This window comes from Gracilimonas sp. B-17, from assembly GCF_056857935.1.
On record NZ_JBSXOA010000008.1, the window covers coordinates 62,545 to 81,109 of the forward strand.

An 18,565-nucleotide genomic window follows, 5' to 3' on the forward strand; every position below is an offset into this window, starting at 1 on the left:
AAAGCACAAAGTTGAAAGCTAAAGATAAGATCCTTCCTGATATTTCAAACCACCGGTATACGGTGAGTATCGCGTCTACAGATTCAGAAATTGAACAAGCCTTAAAGCTCAGGTATGAGGTTTTTTATAAGGAGCTTGAAAGGGAGTTTGACTCGTCAAAAACCATCGATGAGGATAAATATGACGATCAGTGCCATCATCTTATAGTCAAAGAAAATAAAACTGAGAGGGTAGTTGGAACGTACCGCCTTCAAACTTATGCTCAGGCGGCAGGCGGAGAAGGCTTCTATTCTGAAACGCTGTTCAATCTTAAGGAGCTACCTGAAGAGGTTCTGACCAGGAGTTTTGAGGTTGGTCGGGCGTGTATCGAGGAAGAGCACCGAAGCGGACGGGTTTTATTCCTGCTTTGGAAAGGGTTTGCCGGATATTTGCAGGCCCTGGATCAGCGGTATTTGCTGGGCAGTTTGGGTATTCCTGCAAAATCGGCTGAAGAAGGCATCGCGATCTACAAAGAACTCAAGCACCGAGGGGTCATCCATCCAAACTATCAGGTAAGCGGGGCGGCTCCGTATGGATTGAATGAAGAGGATTTTGATGTTGAACGAAAAGAGGATTTTGAAACCCCGGGGCTGTTGGCAAACTATCTGAGTGTGGGGTGTGATATCATCAGTAAGCCGGCTTATAAGGAAGATCTCGAGCTGTTTTACGTGATGGTTTTTCTTGATATCGAAAATATTTCTGACCGAACCCGAAAGATGTTTTTCGGATAATCAAATTTGTGATCACCATGAGAAAGATCCGCGGCTATTCCAGGCTTTTCACTCTGCTGATCTTTACCCTTTCTACTTTTGGAGTGTATTGGATCGGCCTGGTTGTTCCAAAACTATTGCGTTTACGATATGAGCCGTGGCGGAACCTGTTTATGAGAACCTGGGCTGAAGGGGTGGCCTTTATATTTAATATGGAGGTCGAAATAGATGGTAAGCCTCCAAAGGCCCCGTTCTTTCTGGTGTCCAATCATCTTAGCTACATGGACATCATTCCACTATACCTGAGTTTGCGGTGTACCTTTGTAGCCAAAAAAGCAGTCAGAAGCTGGCCGGTTTTAGGGTATATGGTACATGCGGTTGGTGTCATCTTTGTAGACCGGAATAAAAGAACGGACGTAAAACGGGTGAATGAAGAACTTTCAAGATCTATGAACCAATACCAGGGCTTGATCTTTTTTCCGGAAGCTACCTCTTCTGGAGGGGAAGAGATACTCCCATTCCATGCTTCCCTGCTTCAATTTCCGGCCGATGAAGAACTGCCGGTACACACTGCCTCTATCTCTTATGCAACTTCGAAGCAGGATATACCGGCGCGAGACAGCGTATGCTTCTTTGGTGCCCGCCACGGCTTTTTGGAGCATTTGTTGATACTCTCACAAACAAAAAAGATCTATTGTAAGATCAAATTCGGAAATAAAACCGAACGCTCATCCGACCGTAAGGAACTGGCATCGAAGTTACGCAAGAATATACAGGCATATTTTGAGCCTTCAGGTTCAGCTGAGGTGACTTGATCTGAACTAACCGTTGCCCAGGGAGTACTCACTGAAGACCTCCCAGATCTCACCATTGTGTTTAAGCAGGTAAACTTGGTCGGCCATAAAAGTCTCTTCCATATCGCGGTCTTTGAATTCATCCCAGGCTTTGTAGAAATTCTCTTTTGAAAGATCCTTAAAGGCAAGTGTGACATGTGGGTGAAAAGGCCGCTCTTTATAGTTGTACCCAAAAGCATTGTCTGCGCGGATCATATTTTCAAGTTTTTGCTGAAATTGCTGAAGGGTTTCAGATATCTTAACATCGACGAAGATCACTCGTGGAGGGAAGGTGGCAAAATCTTTCAGCTGTACCTGAAAAGGTTGATGACCTTGTGCATACACTTCCAGGATCGAATGCAACCCTGATAATTGCTCATTGCTTACCCGAAAGGGACTGATCAGGGTGATATGGGGCGGTGCGTTGAGCGAATGTGAACTTTTAAATTTTTCAGCCACTTCAAGCTTCAGGTGTTGTATCTGCTCCCTGAGCGGTTCAGGTGGCATGAGGGCAATGAAATAGAGTTCCTGATTCATTAATAATACTATTATTCTATAAATGATCCGTACAAATAATCAATTCTCGGGAATCCTTCAAATAATAAGCAAAAATCGCACTTTCCTGTTATACTTGACGTTGATATGACTGTTATGAAATACTTGATAGGTTTACTTTTTGGAGTTCTGTGTCTGGGAGGCGGTTCACTCATGGCTCAGATTCAGACTGATGATGAGATCGCCGGGAAATCCATGTATATACAGGGGCTGGAAGCCTTTGAAAACGAAGAATTTGAAAGAGCTGAACAACTTTTATTGGAATCTAAAGAATACCTGAGCGGCTCAACCGGGGTGGATTATGCGTTGGCAGATGTGTATTTCAGTATGGATAACCTGCCAAGCGCGGCCCTTTACGGGAAACTGGCTGTGGATGGTGAGCCACAAAACAAATGGTACAGGCTGAAACTGGCTCAGATCTATCGCAGAGCCGGACAGAATGATGCGACTCTCAGAGAATTAAATACCCTGTTGGATTTACATCCCGATGATTTTGATGCCCTGTTCATGCTGGCAGATACCTACAAGGATTATGGAGAATTTGTTCGATCGAATCAGATACTGGATGATATCTTGAAATTAAGAGGCGGTGATATCTCGGTCTTGCTCATGAAATTCAGAAACTATGAAGCCCTTTCGGCCCCCGATTCTGCCATTGCTCAGCTAGAAGAGATTCGTGAACTCGATCCTGATAACCTTGAGATGCTAAACCTGTTGGGTGAATATTATGCCAATTACGGTAACGAAAATGAGGCAAAGGAAATATTAAACAATGCCCTGGAGCGGAATGCCCGTGACCCACAATCATTGATAAACCTGGCAAGCTTATATCTGGATGAACAAAAGTGGGACAGTGCCGGTACCCTGCTTTCAAATTTTGTATCGGATCCATTAATACAGCCTGAGCAGAAAATGAATATCGCCCGGTTCCTGTATTCCAGGACTCAACAAGATCCGCAGAATGTTCAGCTCCGAATTGAGACAGAAGGGGTCCTGGATGCCTTCACGGAAACCGATCAGGATTATGGCCCTGCCTTCAGCCTTTCCGGTGAATTTTACGCTCAGATGGAGCAGCCCGAACGAGCCCTCGAACTACTTGAAAAAGCAAATGAGCTGTTACCTGAAGATGAGATCGCCTGGCGGCAAAGATTGCAGTTATTGCTGAGCCGGCAGGAGTATGAAAGGGTGATCGAAGTCGGGAAACAGGCGCATGAGTCGGTTCCGGAAGATGCCTTCATACAATTCTTTGTGGGAAGTGCATACATGCTATCCGATCAAAATGAAGCAGCAGAGGAGTGGCTGGAAAATGCCACCCGGGCTCCGGCACGCCGACCTTTTAAGTCGATCATCTATAGTACACTCGGTGATGTCAGGGGAAACCTTGGAAACCATGAGCAATCAGATGAAGCCTATGAACTGGCGCTCAGGTATGATGCCGAGAATGACAACGCGATGAACAACTACGCTTACAACTTGTCGGTTAGGGGCGAGAAACTGGAAAGGGCTAAAGAGCTGGCACTGAAAGCGATCGAAGTTGCCCCTGAGAATGCGGCTTATCTGGATACGGTGGGTTGGGTATATTTCAAACTGGAAGATTATGAACGGGCCCGACGCTATATAAAAGCCTCCATAGATACGGGCGGGGCAAGTGCTGAGGTTTATGAACACCTCGGGGATGTGTATGAGAAGCTGGGTAATATGGATGAGGCAAGAAAGTGGTGGGAACAGGCGTTAGAGAACGACCCGGAAAGAATTCATTTAAAAGAAAAGATCAACGGATAGATTTGAGATCTCCCTTACAACAGACGTACTTTTTATTATTGGGCATATTACTTCTGTTCAGTGCCTGCAGCAGCACTTCAGAACTAGCGATGGAAGGTGATTTTCGCCCCAGTAAAGATTCCATTGAAGAGGTGGTGGCTATGGTACCAAATTATGCCGGCGAGCTTGAGACCATGACAGGAAAGGGTCGTGCGTTGGTGAGTGAACCGGGAAACAGTGACCGTGTTACCATCGACTTTGCCACAAATGAAACCCGCAGCCTGCTGACCATACAAAACCGCATCGGTATAGAAGGCGGGCAAATGCTGGTAGAGCAGGATTCCATCCTCATCTACAACCGGCTCGATAAAGAAGCTCAAAAGATATCGATCTATGATGGGAGATTGACGAGCCTGAATGAGCTGACGTCCATCAATATGCTGGATCTGATCAACTTCAAGGTGGATGCCGCAAATGTTGATCGGCTGCAGGAAAACAGCTCGACCTATAGGCTTTTACTCAGGAATGGGTTGCGGGTGGTTGTTGACAGGGAGAATGGCCGGGTTCAAACAGTAGAACAAACCATACCACAAAATTCACCCTATTCACGCATTTTCTATGAAAGTTATGGGGAGTTGAACGGATTCGTTTTGCCAAGAAAAATCACGATATTCAGTGCGGATGAGCGGTCAAGGGTCGTATTTTTAGTTCGTTCACTGGAAACAAATCCTGACCGGATCAACTTAGAAATCGATATCCCGGACAACATTAAGATCCAAAGACTATGAGATCATACCGTACCATGAAATTTGTGTGTTTTATTCTTGTTTTGATGGTTTCTGCCGGCGACCTGTTTGCTCAAACCTATCAGGAAAGACGGGAAGAGCTTCTGAAACGTCAGGAAAATACCCGGGCTGAGATCAATGTTCTGGAAGCAAGGATCAAAAATTATCAGGAGCGGGTCAATCAGGCAGAGGAAAAATTTGATCGGTCCTATCAGCAATTTCAGTCCCTCAATAACCTCATTGCCCTTCAGGACGACAAGATCCAAAGCCTGCAGAATGAACAGTCTCAGATAGAGGCGGAGATCGAGCTGACAGAAAATGAATTAGATGTTCGGGAGGCTGAACTGGAACAACTCATGGATAATTACAGGAAGATCATTCTGTACGCCTATAAAAAAGGCAGGGCGGGAAATCTTGAACTCCTGTTGACCTCCGAATCCATCAATCAAATGGTGGTGCGCTCTAATTATCTTCGCAGATTTGATGAACAAAAGACCAAACAAGCTGAGGTGATCCGTGAAGCCAAAGAAGACCTTGATCAGGTAAAAGCTGATCTTCAGGATAGTTACGAACGTAACAGTGATGTGATCGAAGAGATCAGGGAGGAAAAAGATGAATTGGCCGTTCAGCGCCGACAGCAGGAACAAACGGTCGAGGAGATCAAACAGGAACGCAGTGACTGGCTGGCAGAGCTCAGAAAGACCCGGGAGCAAAAAGAAAATCTTGAGAATACCTTTACCAGCCTGATCGAAGATGAAGAGGAGCTGAGGAGGCAGGAAAATGAACGCTTGCGCAGATTGGAACAAGCCCGAAATATTGCCGATGCTGATCGAAGGGCAGAAGAGGTCGAGAAATACTCCACATCGGTTTTACGTGAAAATTTTGTGAGTGATGATATTCTGCTTACCTACGAAAACGAGTTTGTGCAATCCAAAGGGGTATTGCCCTGGCCGGTAAACAGTAAAACGGTCTCAAAGAAATTCGGCAGGGTACGCAACCCGCTTTATGGTACCAGTACCGAACATCCCGGTATCGATATTGTGACCGAATCCGGTGCATCAGTTACAGCCGTTTCTCCGGGATATGTATTTGAGATATTACCTCTTCGCGGGTATGGAGACGTCGTGTTTGTAAAGCACGGCTCATATTATACCGCTTATGGGAATCTTTCCCGGATCAATGTACAAGTTGGTTCAGTACTTGACCGTGGAGATAAGATCGGAAATTCCGGTACCTCAGATTCAGAACTTGGAGAAGTTGTTTTCTTTGCGGTCAGAGATGGCAATCAATTCGTTAATCCCCAAAACTGGTTATCCCGGTAACGGACGGATACTATTGCACCTTTTAACCATCTCACATACAAATAATGTTGTATTTTTAGCTCACAACTGAATGTGAGAACTATAATTTCTAAATCCTAATCACACTATAGTTTTGGATAACATCCCACGGTTCGCTTTTTATGCTTCCGGTGTATTTATGACATCGGCAGTTTTTACCCTGCTATCTTCTGAATTCCTGGTCAAAATAACGGATCCATCCTATGTAGGAACCCTATTCTTGTTTGGTTTTGGCCTGGTATATATGAATATCGTATTCGTGACCGGGCGCCGATTCATGCGAAGGCTACAGGGAGCCAGTCCGGTGCCCTATATCTTCGGATTACTGATCGCCATTCCGCCTTTGGTCTGGGTTCAGATCTATGATGCCGGGCTTGGAGATGCCAGGCTGACCTTCATGTTTGTGGTTATAGTGGCATGTGGTCTGGGGGCATTATTTGGTCACAGAGCCGGATTAAAAGCTCAGATTCAGTTTCAAAAAGACCTTCAGGAGTACCTGAAGCAGGAACGAAATCTACATAATAATTCTAAGAATGAATGATCCTATGAAAGTATTTAAAGTAACAGGTTTGACCATAGCTACCGTTTTATTTGCCATTGGAGGTGCCATGGCACAGACCCTGCAGACTGAAGTGTTGAGGGACATCGGTGCGGCACCATCAGCAGAACGAATAGAGGCTGATATAACCAAACTTGTTGGTTTTGGAACCCGCCATACCTTGTCTGATACCACCTCCGAAACAGAGGGAATTGGAGCCGCCCGCCGCTGGTTGAAGGCTGAATTTGAACGTATTTCAGAAAATTGTGGGGGATGCCTTGAGGTATTTTATGTACGTGATTATGTAGGAGGAGAAGAAGGCAGCCGTATTCCTGAACCGGTTGAAGTGGTCAATGTGGTAGCTATTCAACGTGGAACCGCTGATCCGAATCGTTTTGTGGTCATGAGCGGTGATATTGATTCCCGCGTCAGTGATGTGATGGATTCCGAATCTGTTTCTCCCGGAGCCAATGATAATGCTTCCGGAGTAGCGGGAGTACTGGAAGCCGCTCGCGTATTGAGTCAGTATGAGTTTGAGGGATCCATCATGTATGCTCAGCTTTCCGGTGAAGAGCAGGGATTATTTGGAGGACAGATCCTGGCTGAATATGCCAAAGAGCAGGGCTGGGATATCAAAGGAGTCTTGAATAATGATATGATCGGTAACATTCAGGGCATAAACGGTGTGATCGATAATACTACCGCCCGTGTATTCTCTGAAGGAACCCGTGCCGTTGAAACAGAGCGGGAAGCTCGTATCCGGCGCTTTACAGGCGGTGAAGTGGATTCCCCTTCCCGTAACCTGGCGCGTTATGTAGATAAGATGGCGGATCTGTATATCAGGAATTTAGACGTGATGATGATCTATCGCCTGGATCGATTTGGTCGTGGAGGACACCATCGCCCATTCAATGATGCCGGATTCCCGGGTGTGCGGATCATGGAAACCAATGAAGATTATGTTCGCCAGCATCAGGATATCAGAACCGAAGACGGAGTGGAATACGGGGATGTCCTTAGTGAAGTTGAATTTGATTACGCAGCAAAACTGACCGGATTGAATGCAGTTGTGATGGCAGGTATGTCATGGGCCCCAAGTCCGCCGGCTGAGGTCCGAATTTCCGGAGCGGTTCGACCAAGTGCCACGCTTAGCTGGAAAGCCCTGGACTCTGATGAAAACCCACAGCTTGCAGGCTATAAGATCTATTGGCGCCTGACCGATTCCAACCAATGGGAAAAAAGCGTATTCGTACCCGCGGATGTGACTGAGCACACCCTGGAGAATGTGGTTATCGACAACTATTACTTCGGTGTAGCCAGTGTCTCCAAAGACGGCTTCGAAAGCCCGGTCGTATTTCCTGGTCCCGCCGGCTCTTTTGGTGATTAATTTAGTATAGGTACAGCGGATCCCTGAGCCGCTGACTCCTTATCTTACTCTGATACTGCCTGCTCCGACGCAGAGCGTCTGAGCAAGGTGAGGGTGGTGGCCTGTGGTGGTTAGATCTCGTTGAGTAGCTCCGCTGCTCAATGCCCACAGGAGGCTCCGCCTCCCAAAATCACCGTACGACCCCTTGATCTCGCTCCGCACGCTCTGCGTCGGAGCGTTATTTATATGGTAGGAAATTAACTACAATTGAGCCCTGGCAACCCCCACCCTCACCTTTGTTTCCTCTCCCGGGAGAGGAAGACGCTTTGGATGTTTTTAGAGTTGCTATGAAGTTCTCACCAATGGCTACAATCTATTATTTCGAACAAAACCATACCAAAGAGCCTCCCCGCTCGGGCGGGGATTGAGGGGTGGGTAAGAGGTCACCAAGGATTCAAAAACCGATTGATCGATATCCAAATACCCCACAACTTAACTATGCGACTCTATCCATTTCTCAATTTCCAAAACCACAGCTCCGGTATTCCGTTTAGCATCAGATTCGCTGAACCTTAAAAAGCTCACACCAAACTGTTCAATTATGAATTGTCTCTCTTTATCCGCTTCAATTTTAAAGTCATGAGATCTGCCATCTATCTCGATGGCCAACTTGAGTTTACGGCAATAGAAATCGACAATGAAACGATGAATAGGATGCTGCCTTCTAAACTTATACCCCAGTATCTGTCGATGTCTTATAGCATTCCAAAGTCGAATTTCACCCGGTGTTGATTGCTTTCGAAGCCATCGGGCTTTTTCAATGAGATCCTGACGATATGGTAGTATAGGTAGTTTCTTTGCCATGGCACCCCTTTGTTTATTGAGATAAAATGGCAAATTAATTGAAAAGGTCAAGCAGTCAGGCCCTGGCAACCCCCACCCTCACCTTTGTTTCCTCTCCCGGGAGAGGAAGACGCTATGGATGTTTTTAGAGTTGCTATGAAGTTCTCACCAATGGCTACAATCTAATATTCAGCATAAAAACCATACCAAAGAGCCTCCCCGCTCGGGCGGGGATTGAGGGGTGGGTAAAAAGTCACCAAGGATCCAAAAAACTGATTGATCGACCACCACATGACCTATCAGCCTATCCCGGCCTCAATAATCCGCTCAATCTTAAGCTTCTTACCCGTCATCTCCTTAAATAGATCAGACTTCCGTTCGGCTCCCCAGATCTCAAGATAAGGCTCGCCCTCCGTTCGGATATTGATCTTGATCTCCTTTTCACCGGAGTAAACCTGCAGGTCCTTCACATTCTGATAATGACTGCGATCCAGTCCATCTGCAATACGCAAGATACCGGACAGTTTTTTGATGCGCTTTCGAATGGCCGGCTTCAGTTTCCAGTACTCACCATGTCGTTTCTTTGGAGTAGAACGCCTGTGATAACGGGCCACATTGGCTATGATCTCGATCTCCTCTTCTTTAAATCCCTTTAGATCTGCATGACGGATTATATACAGGGCGTGTTTATGATGTTTGGAATGAGAGATGTAATACCCGATATCATGTAAATAAGCCGCGTATTCAAGCAGCTCACGATCTGTTTCTTTAAGCTCTAATTCATCCTCCAGGGCATCAAAGATGGTCAGGGCCATGTTGGCCACGTGGCGGGAGTGATTTTCGTGCCAGTCCGTTTTGCGGAGCAGTTCAAAGACGCTTCGTCGGCGGGGATCCGACATCTCTCCGGTCCACGGCAACCCGATCATTTCCTTTTTCAGGTATCGGATCACGATCCCCTCCCGAAGTGCTTGAGAGGAAATGCGGATCTTTCGGATCCCAAATTTTCGTATCAGATAATCAACCAGCACCACCCCGGTATTGATGAACCCAACCCGCTTGGTTTCCAGTCCGGTGACCTTTTTTCGCTCCTTACGGTTCAGCTTGATGAAATAGTCATAGAACTCCTTGAATTCTTCAGCTGAAAATTCAAGTTCATTTAAGGTAACATCCGTTGGGATGTTCTTTCGGGCGGCTATCATCTGGGCGATGTTCTCCATGGTTCCGGACGAACCGATGATGGTATCCGTTCTGTGTTGGGCAAAGGCCTGAGCCACATCCCTGAGTTCTTCCTCATAATGTGCCTGAAGCTTTTGGATGTCATCTTCAGTGATAGGATCGGAGGGTTTAAAGATCTCCGTCATGCGGGAAACCCCGATCTTTTTACTGGCCAGGTAAAAGAAGTCACTGTCATTACCGATGATGAATTCAACACTGCCCCCGCCAACATCCGCTACAAGGGCAGGTTTTTCGGTAAGCTTCATTCCGTGTCGGACAGCAAGTCCTATAAGCTCCGCTTCCACACGACCGGGAATAGCCAGCATTTTAATACCAACCTCATCTATACTTTTCTGGATGAACTCACCACCGTTCTCTGCTTCCCGGATAGCACTGGTGGCATAGGCCAGGATCTTTTCACATTCATAACTGTCTGCCAGCCGTTTGATATTCTTAAGAGCTGACAGGCCCCGTTTGAAAGCGCCTTCTGATAGTCGCTTTCCCATACCACCCTTGGCCATTTCAACCATTTCCTTGAGCTTATCGAGTGTACGAAAGCTGCCGTCTGAATAAACATCGACAATGATAGCATGAAAGGAATTGGTGCCGATGTCGATGGCGGCAATGCGTTTGATGGGGGCGATCTGGTTGGCGCTGTTACTGCTGATGATCAAAGTAAAAACGGGTTGATTGAGGTCTGCCCCAAGCATAACCAAAAGTACGGAGTATTTACAGGACTAAAGTGTAATGATAAGAACCCATTGTGCTCGTTGAGTAGTGGAGCTATATAAAGAGGATGGTAAAATTCACATTTTTTACCACTACGCAAACAGGCTTACTCAACTTAATTAATCAATACAGTCAGTAAGGGCGTATCGCATACGCCCGGGATTGAAATTCAGCTTCCTATGTACTTCTCGTAGAGCAGCATAGCTACTCGACGAGGATTAGATAGTGCTCGAATTCGACTGACTCACATCCCTCTGGTTTAGAGCTAAAGCTCTCAACCGATCTTCCTTCCAAGGGAGAATTCTTCATCTACTATCTCACTTCACTTCTCGTAGAGTAGCTCCGCTGCTCTACGCCTTACAGAGGCTCTGCCTCAAAAAAGTTTGTAAGGACTCCTTTCATGCTGATTGCTACTAAATTTGTAGTTTGCAGATACAATTTTATCTTATTCGAAATCAGAACTACATAATTATCTATGGGTTTAAGTAATAAGGGTACTGTTTTCGGGTTATTTATTCTGCTTACAATGTTTGGTTGCGAAACAGAGGAGGACATTGAATATAGCTTTGGAGAGCTTGAAGGCGTGAAGGTATTCTCTGAGGATGTAACTCCTGATTCAGTATTACTTACAAATGCTACAGAATTTGGGGGTAATGAAGAAGTTTTCTTTGCCTCGATGGGAGATTTCACAGTCGATGATTCTGGTCGGGTCTACATAGCCGATGCGGGTTGGGGATCTCGTTCCCTTCATGTTTTTAATGCAGAGGGTTCTCATCTGAAAAAAATTGCGGGAGAGGGAAAAGGCCCAGGAGAGTTTTTGAACTTGTCCAACTTACTGTATCGTTCCGGTAATCTGTTGTTTTATGACAGTCAAATGCAGCGGATTATGTTATATTCTACGGATTCGCTGCAATTTGAGAAAACAGTCTTAACGGATGCTCAAAAATGGCAAAGTAATTCAGATCTTGAAATGAAACGTCCCCATGAATTCTACTTAGATGAAGGGAATAATGTCATTGCGGCATTTCAAGAACCGCCTCAAGCCAATAAGTCTGGGATAAGAAGAAAATCTTTCTATAGGCTGAATTCAGAATTAGAGCTTATTTCTGAACAACTGGTTGAACTTAAAGCGAAAAAATTTGCCCATTCAGCATCCCCACAAAAAGTTGGTGATACTCAGGTTCGTTTGATGAAACATTTCCCATTTTTTGAACGACATTTCTTTATTCCAACTCAAGCAGATCATTTCTTTATCGTAGATAGTCGGGAATTTCTGATCAAGAAGTTTGACAGTCAGGGCAGGTATCAAAACGCGTTTTATTATCCTTATATAGCTCCGGAGGTTACCCGGGAAGATGCTTTGCAGTCCGTAAATGAAATGGTCAAAGGTATTGCAAGGGATATAGATCTACCTGATAAATGGCCGTCCATAAATAGTATCTTTATGGATGATGAAAACAGATTCTGGGTCTCAACGATCACTAAAAGTCACAAGTATTTCAGGTGGTGGGTGCTGGAGGAATCCGGTGAGCTATTGGCCCGATTTACAATGCCGGGAGATAAATACCAAGATCCGGCCAGCAAACAAAACAAAGTGATAGTAAAGGATGGATATTTATATCTACAGGAAAAAGATGAGGAAACTAATCAATGGTTAGTTGTTCGCTTTGAAATAGAATTTTTAGCTCGATAACATAATAAACTCCCAGTTTTTCTCGTCGAGTAGCTCCGCTGCTCTACGCCTTACAGAGGCTCCGCCTCAAAAAAGTTTGTAAGGAATTCTTTTGAAGCTGCTCTAACTAATTAAAAAAGTTATGGGCAAATCAAGATACAAATTCAAAGAAGATTACTATCCCTATTTTATTACGTGTAGCACTGTAAAACGGATCTCATTATTTGCTTATCAAGACATTAGTGAGCTAATAATTGAATCCATCAAACATCTTCAAAACCGAGAGAAGGTTAAAGTCCATGCGTATGTGATCATGCACAACCACATCCACATGATCTTTGAGTCAGAATGTCCTGCTGATAAAATGAGGAAGTTCAAATCATATACCGCAAGATGTATCATTGATCATTTGAAAGAGCAAAAGAGAAGATATTTTCTTTCCGAATTAAAAGCCTTTAAACACTCGAAACATAAGGATAGCGAGTACCAGGTCTGGCAAGCAGGAGTGCATCCTAAACAAATTTCCAATGCCAGAATGATGAAGCAGAAAATTGAGTATGTACACTATAACCCGGTGAAAGCGGGGTTTGTAGAAATTTCTGAGCATTCGAAGTATTCGTCAGCGCGAAACTATTTGGGTGATGAAAAGGCGGTGCTTCATGTGACGTTATTTTCGGGGTGATGTGTTTGGAGGCGGAGCCTCGGTAGGGCGTAGAGCAGCGGAGCTACTCGACGAGGTTAAGATGGTGCTCGAATTCGACTGAATTACATCCCTCTGGTTTCGAGCTAAAGCTCTTAACCGGTCTCCCTTCAAAGGGAGAATTCTTCAATAGTCCATTTTAAATAATGAAATGCTAAGAGACTGAGATAGATCTCGTATCAAAGAAAAATCCCTCTTTGAAGAGGGACCGAAAATGAACTTGTTCATTTACAGGGAGATGTAATCAGGCATTAGGAAGCTCAGGACTTTTATTCTTCTTGAAATTACCCCTTGCCCAATCCTTGTGTATTGGCTACCATAGGCTAACTCTTAATTCAACCCTATGTGTATGCGATCCTTGCTGTTATTTCTATTGATGCCTGTAATGTTTTTGGTGGCCTGCCAACCCAAAGAAACTCCAATTCCGCCATCACCGGAAGCAGTGGATGCTGTCCTCGATGACTGGCATACTGCAGCAGCCGAAGGTGATTTTGAACGCTACTTTGATCACTTTGAAAACGATTCTTCCATCTTTATGGGAACGGATGCCACTGAACGGTGGACCGTGGCAGAATTCAAGCCCTGGTCCAAACCCTATTTTGAGGATGATGGCGTGGCTTGGACCTTCACCCCAACCTTCAGAAAGATCTATTTTTCAGACAATGGAAAGGTGGCCTGGTTTGATGAAGAACTGGATACACCCAACCTGGGACCGAGCCGCGGATCCGGGGTTTTGGTAAAAAATGAAAATGGGTGGAAAATTGCCCATTACAACCTTACTATCCCTATCCCCAATTCCATTGTTGATGATGTGGTTGAACAAATCGAATCTGAATTAAATAAATCGGCAGAATAATGAAACGTAGTATATTACTGACTTTACTCTTAGGCTTATTCCTGAACCTTCCGGGATGGGCTCAAATCCAGTCCCCGGCTGAATATCTGGAATATGAGCTTGGCGATCAGTGGACTCCTCACTATAAGGTCCTGGGATATTTTCAGCATGTGGCTGATGAATCTCCTTTAGTGACCTTGACACAATATGGAAAGACCAACGAGGGACGTGAGCTGGTTTATGTGGTGGTAACCTCCCAAGAAAATCAGAATAACATTGAAGAGATCCGGCAAAATAACCTGAAGCTGACCGGATTGGTAGACGGTGAGCCGACAGCCAATCAAAAGGCCATTGTCTGGTTGAGTTATAATGTGCACGGCAATGAAACTTCGTCCAGTGAAGCCGCTATGAAATCCATTCATGAGCTGGTCACGGATAAAACAGCGTGGCTCAACAATACCGTGGTGATCATGGATCCTATGATCAATCCTGACGGACGCGATCGCTATGTGAACTGGTACAGAACCGTGGTTGGAGAGGAATTCAATCCGGACCACGATGCTCGTGAGCACCATGAACCATGGCCGGGTGGGCGTACCAACCACTATCATTTTGACCTGAACCGTGACTGGGCCTGGCAGACACAAGTTGAAAGTAAGCAGCGTATCGTAGCGTATCAGGAGTGGATGCCACACGTACATGTTGATTTCCACGAGCAAAGCTATAGGTCCCCATATTATTTTGCACCGGCCGCCAAACCGTTTCATAACGCTATCACTGACTGGCAGCGAGAGTATCAGACCATGATCGGTAAGAATCACACCAAGTATTTTGACAAAGAGGGTTGGTTATATTTTACAAAGGAATCATTCGACCTATTCTACCCAAGCTACGGAGATACATGGCCTACCTTCAACGGAGCGATCGGTATGACCTACGAGCAGGCCGGTGGCGGTTTTGCCGGATTGGGTGTGTATAAGCCGGAAGGTGATACACTGACTTTGAAAGACCGGTTGTTGCACCATCACACCAGTGGAATTTCTACCGTGGAGATCACTTCTCAGAATCATGAGCGCGTGATCAATGAATTTAAGACCTATTTCGATAACACGATCGAGAATGGTTCAGGCCAATACAAAACTTTTGTAGTCAAGAAAAGCAGTAACCCTGATAAAGTATCCATGCTGCTTCAGTATCTGGTGAAACAAAAGATCGAATTCGGAATGGCTTCACGCTCATCCAACGCCAATGGATATGATTTCTCAACCGGAGAGACCGGAAGAGTGTCTGTTGAAGAAGGCGATTACGTGATCAGTACCTATCAGCCAAAAGGAACCCTGGTTCGGGCACTGTTTGAACCGAACCCGGAACTGGTCGATTCACTGACCTATGATATCACGGCCTGGGAAACTCATTATGCTTATGGTCTTGATGGATATGCTGTGACGGGCAGGATCGATACTGAGCCTGTTCAGTCTACGGTTGAAGAGGAACTGACGCCAAGCATCGAGAAACCTTACGCTTATCTTGCCAAATGGAATTCTTTTGATGACCTGAAGTACCTTTCTCAGCTACTTAAAAAAGGCGTGACTGTACGTTATGCTGAAGAAGCTTTCACTCTGAATGGAAACAGTTACAACCCTGGGACCCTCATTATTACAAGAAATGGGAATGAGAACCTGGGCGATCGTTTTGATCAGATCGTTAAAGACGAGGCAGCATTATTGAACCGAATTGTGACCCCGGCAGCCACCGGGTTTGTGGATTCCGGTAAGGATTTCGGTTCCTCTTCAGTACGCCTGATCGAAGCCCCTAAAGTGGCACTTATCTCAGGAGAAGGAACGAGTTCCAATATGGTAGGCCATATCTGGAATTTCTTTGATCAGCAGATCGACTATCCGGTGACTATGATCAATACCGACGATATTGGTTCTGTTGACTGGAGTGATTATCACGTGATCGTGATGCCAACCATGTATGGCAGTGTAACAAATGATGCCAACCTCTCTATGTTACAGGAATGGGTGAGAAACGGTGGGACATTGATAGCACTGGACGGTGCCAACAGTGTATTGGCCGGAAAGGAAGGCTTTGCCCTGAAAAGTAAATCTATGGATAATGAAGGGGAAGCAGAAACGGAACCGGGCGACAAACTCAGGGTATACGGAAATGCAGAACGTGAACGAGCCAGCGGTTCTAATCCGGGAAGTGTTTATGAGATAACAATGGATACCACACACCCACTCGCATTCGGTTATGATGACACGTACATGTCTCTGAAGCTTGGATCTGATGCCTACGAGTACCTGGATTATGGATGGAATGTGGGTGCAGCTGAACCCGGAGCCCATCGTAGCGGATTTACCGGAGTTGACGCCCAAAAAGAGCTGGAACATACCCTGACCTTTGGTGTTCAGAATATGGGTTCAGGTGAGGTGGTCTATATGGTTGACAATCCCCTATTCCGTGGATTCTGGCATAACGGGAAACTTCTCTTTGGTAACGCCTTGTTCTTTGTAGGGAATTAATGGTGTTGTAGTGCGGAAGTGTTTAGGTGTTACGGTGTTAAAGTTGGGATCAACTGATAACACCGTAACTCTATTAACTCATGAATATAAAATTGAAGTTGTCTTGTAATGCATTAAAATGATGGATTAACATAATAGCTCAGAGCAAAATTAAAACGCATTGGGGTTGGTTTCCCTGAGCAAATGCCTGGTTCCACGTTTAAATATTTTACAGCATTTTGTGTGACTTCTGTCAATCGATAATGAGGAGAACGTACTTCATCCATACTTTCGATTGAACCTGTTTCACTAACCAGTATATCTAAAACCACCCTGCCTTCTATCCCTCTACTTCTTAGATCCGCCGGATATTCATGGTGATTATCCATCATTTCTCTCATGTTTGTGACTTTAGGTGGGTTTCTTGGTTCTTCACAACCTTCAGGAAATTCAAAAGAAGATTTGGATGCTGTTGATTCACTGCTTGCACAGGAAGATAATACTAATGCAAGAGCCATGACCGATAACAGATAGTTCATTTCAGGAGTTAATAGTGTTATTGGGAATTAATAGTGTTTAGGTGTTACGGAGTTATAGTTGGAATCAACTGATAACACCGTAACACCATCGCACTGTAATATTTATTCTTAATTAGCCAGTTCAGCTTCACTGGCAATAAAGCCAAATGCGGCCCAATTGCCTGAATCATAGACCTGCTGCCAGATCTCAGTAGCTCTTTCATGTCGGCCATTGATATCATGCCAGAAGCCGAGGCCATAGCCAAGCGTTGAATTGTCAAGTTCCGAATTATTCTTGTCTAAGATCTGATTTTCAGAAAATACACCTTTGAAAACCATCAGAAGTTCATGATAACTCGTGTTTTCGATCATGACCATATCTTCTGAGACCTGCTCCAGAACCTTACCCGCCTCTACATCATGACCGGCCTTTCGCAATGCCATATAGTGCCAGTAAAGAAAGGCGACTTTCATATCATCGTTGGTGGAAGCGACAAGTCCCTTCTCATAAGCCTCGTTTGCGAGGTCATATTCTCCCTTCAAATAATGAGCCAGGCCAAGATGGTACCAGGTATTGGTATGAAGTGAGCTCAATGGGATATTCCTTGCATTAGGAAGGCCGTCCTGCTCGGTGACATCATCCTGTCCCTCAAATAAAGCGGCTGCCTTTTGGAAATCCTGAATGGCCAGGTCAAATTCACGAAGTGTGATATACCGATGTCCACGGTGGCGATATAGTCGGGGCTCGTCGGGGAACTCAATGATAGCGGAAGAGAGCTGAACAATGGCTGTTCGGTAATCACCCCTGTAGGCTGTTTTCCGAGCTTCCCAGATATAACTGTCCACAAGCCGGTCCTGCTCCAATGCCAAAGCACTTAAAGAATCTATTCTATTCGCCAGGGCCTCCGGCAGGGAATCAACACTGGTATAAAGCGTATCACCGGTCAATGAGATCGTTTGGGCTTCTTGCGGGAGGTCCTGAAATCGGGTTTCCGGAGACCCGGAATTACAGGCAGAAAAGATCAGGATCAGCGGTAAGAATATTGCGGACAGGTTCTTCATTATGTGCATTCAGTTAAGTTATTTGTGTAGCCAAAGATAAAACGGTCTGGCTGAACTTCAACAACGAAATACATTATTCTGAAAAGCGACTGATTGATCAGGAAGAATGAATGGTAAAACGTGAGAGAAAGGCATAAAAATAGCCCGCCGGTTATTTCCGTGGGCTTGTTTTTTGAATAACTGCTCCCAATATACGGCGGGATCGGTGCCTCAACCAAATCTAATTTTTAATGTATAACTAATAGTAAGTAAAGGTGATTTTAAATACACTTATAGTAATTAAAGTATTATTAAAATGGATGTAATTAATTGTCCAAAAAGAATAGGTGGCAAGCTTTTTAGAAGATAAACCGGTTGGAATTGAGCAGTTTTGAAGCTAATGCAGAGACCGCTACGGCGCAGAGCGTGCGTAGCGAGGGTTGGACACGTGTTTTTTCTAGGGCGAGTGAAAGAATCTGTCTGCCGAAAGGCAGGCGCTGAGCGTATGTTGTAAGGATCGGATATGAGACTTCTTCAAAGGTGTTAATAAGAGGATAGGCAAAGACCTAATTCACTTC

At 45.1% G+C, this 18,565-nt stretch carries 16 protein-coding genes; 11 read left to right on the forward strand and 5 right to left on the reverse strand.

Annotated features, from left to right (window positions below; genetic code table 11):
* Positions 1 to 11 precede the first annotated feature (11 nt).
* Complete coding sequence (locus AC13FX_RS00880) at positions 12 to 770, forward strand: GNAT family N-acetyltransferase (protein ID WP_482878516.1); 759 nt, start codon at positions 12 to 14, stop codon at positions 768 to 770.
* Between the two features lie 17 nt (positions 771 to 787).
* Positions 788 to 1,564 carry a lysophospholipid acyltransferase family protein gene (locus AC13FX_RS00885; protein ID WP_482878517.1) on the forward strand — a complete coding sequence of 259 codons (777 nt, stop codon included), beginning with the start codon at positions 788 to 790 and terminating at the stop codon, positions 1,562 to 1,564.
* Positions 1,565 to 1,570: 6 nt separating this feature from the next.
* On the opposite strand, the gene thpR is transcribed toward AC13FX_RS00885, so the two are convergent.
* The gene (gene thpR / locus AC13FX_RS00890) at positions 1,571 to 2,119 is read right to left on the reverse strand and encodes an RNA 2',3'-cyclic phosphodiesterase (protein WP_482878518.1); all 549 of its coding nucleotides are present in this window, start codon (positions 2,117 to 2,119) and stop codon (positions 1,571 to 1,573) included.
* A gap of 114 nt (positions 2,120 to 2,233) precedes the next feature.
* Here thpR and AC13FX_RS00895 point away from each other — a divergent pair, with 114 nt between their 5' ends.
* From AC13FX_RS00895 to AC13FX_RS00915, 5 genes are all read left to right on the forward strand, one after another.
* Positions 2,234 to 3,919 (forward strand): tetratricopeptide repeat protein, encoded by a 1,686-nt coding sequence (locus tag AC13FX_RS00895; RefSeq protein WP_482878519.1) that lies wholly within the window; start codon positions 2,234 to 2,236, stop codon positions 3,917 to 3,919.
* Between the two features lie 38 nt (positions 3,920 to 3,957).
* On the forward strand, positions 3,958 to 4,686 hold the full coding sequence (locus AC13FX_RS00900) for a DUF4292 domain-containing protein (protein WP_482878520.1): 729 nt from the start codon (positions 3,958 to 3,960) through the stop codon (positions 4,684 to 4,686).
* Positions 4,683 to 6,005, forward strand: a complete 1,323-nt coding sequence (locus AC13FX_RS00905) for a murein hydrolase activator EnvC family protein (protein WP_482878521.1) — start codon at positions 4,683 to 4,685, stop codon at positions 6,003 to 6,005. The genes AC13FX_RS00900 and AC13FX_RS00905 overlap by 4 nt, the downstream gene beginning before the upstream one ends.
* Positions 6,006 to 6,117: 112 nt before the next feature.
* Entirely contained in the window at positions 6,118 to 6,564 is a 447-nt protein-coding gene (locus AC13FX_RS00910) for a hypothetical protein (protein WP_482878522.1), read from the forward strand.
* Positions 6,565 to 6,568: 4 nt separating this feature from the next.
* A complete protein-coding gene (locus tag AC13FX_RS00915; protein ID WP_482878523.1) occupies positions 6,569 to 7,948 on the forward strand; it encodes a M28 family metallopeptidase in 1,380 nt (459 codons plus the stop codon).
* 471 nt (positions 7,949 to 8,419) lie between these two features.
* Here AC13FX_RS00915 and AC13FX_RS00920 read toward each other — a convergent pair whose 3' ends face one another.
* Entirely contained in the window at positions 8,420 to 8,791 is a 372-nt protein-coding gene (locus AC13FX_RS00920) for an endonuclease domain-containing protein (protein WP_482878524.1), read from the reverse strand.
* 278 nt (positions 8,792 to 9,069) lie between these two features.
* Entirely contained in the window at positions 9,070 to 10,695 is a 1,626-nt protein-coding gene (locus AC13FX_RS00925) for a Ppx/GppA phosphatase family protein (protein WP_482878525.1), read from the reverse strand.
* A 494-nt stretch (positions 10,696 to 11,189) separates the two neighbouring features.
* On the opposite strand from AC13FX_RS00925, the gene AC13FX_RS00930 reads away from it, so the two are divergent.
* From AC13FX_RS00930 to AC13FX_RS00945, 4 genes are all read left to right on the forward strand, one after another.
* The gene (locus tag AC13FX_RS00930; RefSeq protein ID WP_482878526.1) at positions 11,190 to 12,407 is read left to right on the forward strand and encodes a 6-bladed beta-propeller; all 1,218 of its coding nucleotides are present in this window, start codon (positions 11,190 to 11,192) and stop codon (positions 12,405 to 12,407) included.
* A 121-nt stretch (positions 12,408 to 12,528) separates the two neighbouring features.
* Positions 12,529 to 13,068, forward strand: coding sequence for an REP-associated tyrosine transposase (locus tag AC13FX_RS00935; RefSeq protein ID WP_482878527.1), 540 nt, complete (start codon positions 12,529 to 12,531; stop codon positions 13,066 to 13,068).
* Positions 13,069 to 13,435: 367 nt separating this feature from the next.
* Positions 13,436 to 13,942, forward strand: a complete 507-nt coding sequence (locus tag AC13FX_RS00940; protein ID WP_482878528.1) for a nuclear transport factor 2 family protein — start codon at positions 13,436 to 13,438, stop codon at positions 13,940 to 13,942.
* Positions 13,942 to 16,449, forward strand: a complete 2,508-nt coding sequence (locus tag AC13FX_RS00945) for a M14 family metallopeptidase (protein ID WP_482878529.1) — start codon at positions 13,942 to 13,944, stop codon at positions 16,447 to 16,449. The genes AC13FX_RS00940 and AC13FX_RS00945 overlap by 1 nt, the downstream gene beginning before the upstream one ends.
* Before the next feature lie 113 nt (positions 16,450 to 16,562).
* On the opposite strand, the gene AC13FX_RS00950 is transcribed toward AC13FX_RS00945, so the two are convergent.
* Positions 16,563 to 16,946 (reverse strand): TonB family protein, encoded by a 384-nt coding sequence (locus AC13FX_RS00950; RefSeq protein WP_482878530.1) that lies wholly within the window; start codon positions 16,944 to 16,946, stop codon positions 16,563 to 16,565.
* A gap of 129 nt (positions 16,947 to 17,075) precedes the next feature.
* Positions 17,076 to 18,008: a tetratricopeptide repeat protein gene (locus AC13FX_RS00955; protein WP_482878531.1), complete on the reverse strand. Its 933-nt coding sequence runs from the start codon at positions 18,006 to 18,008 to the stop codon at positions 17,076 to 17,078.
* Positions 18,009 to 18,565: the final 557 nt, after the last annotated feature.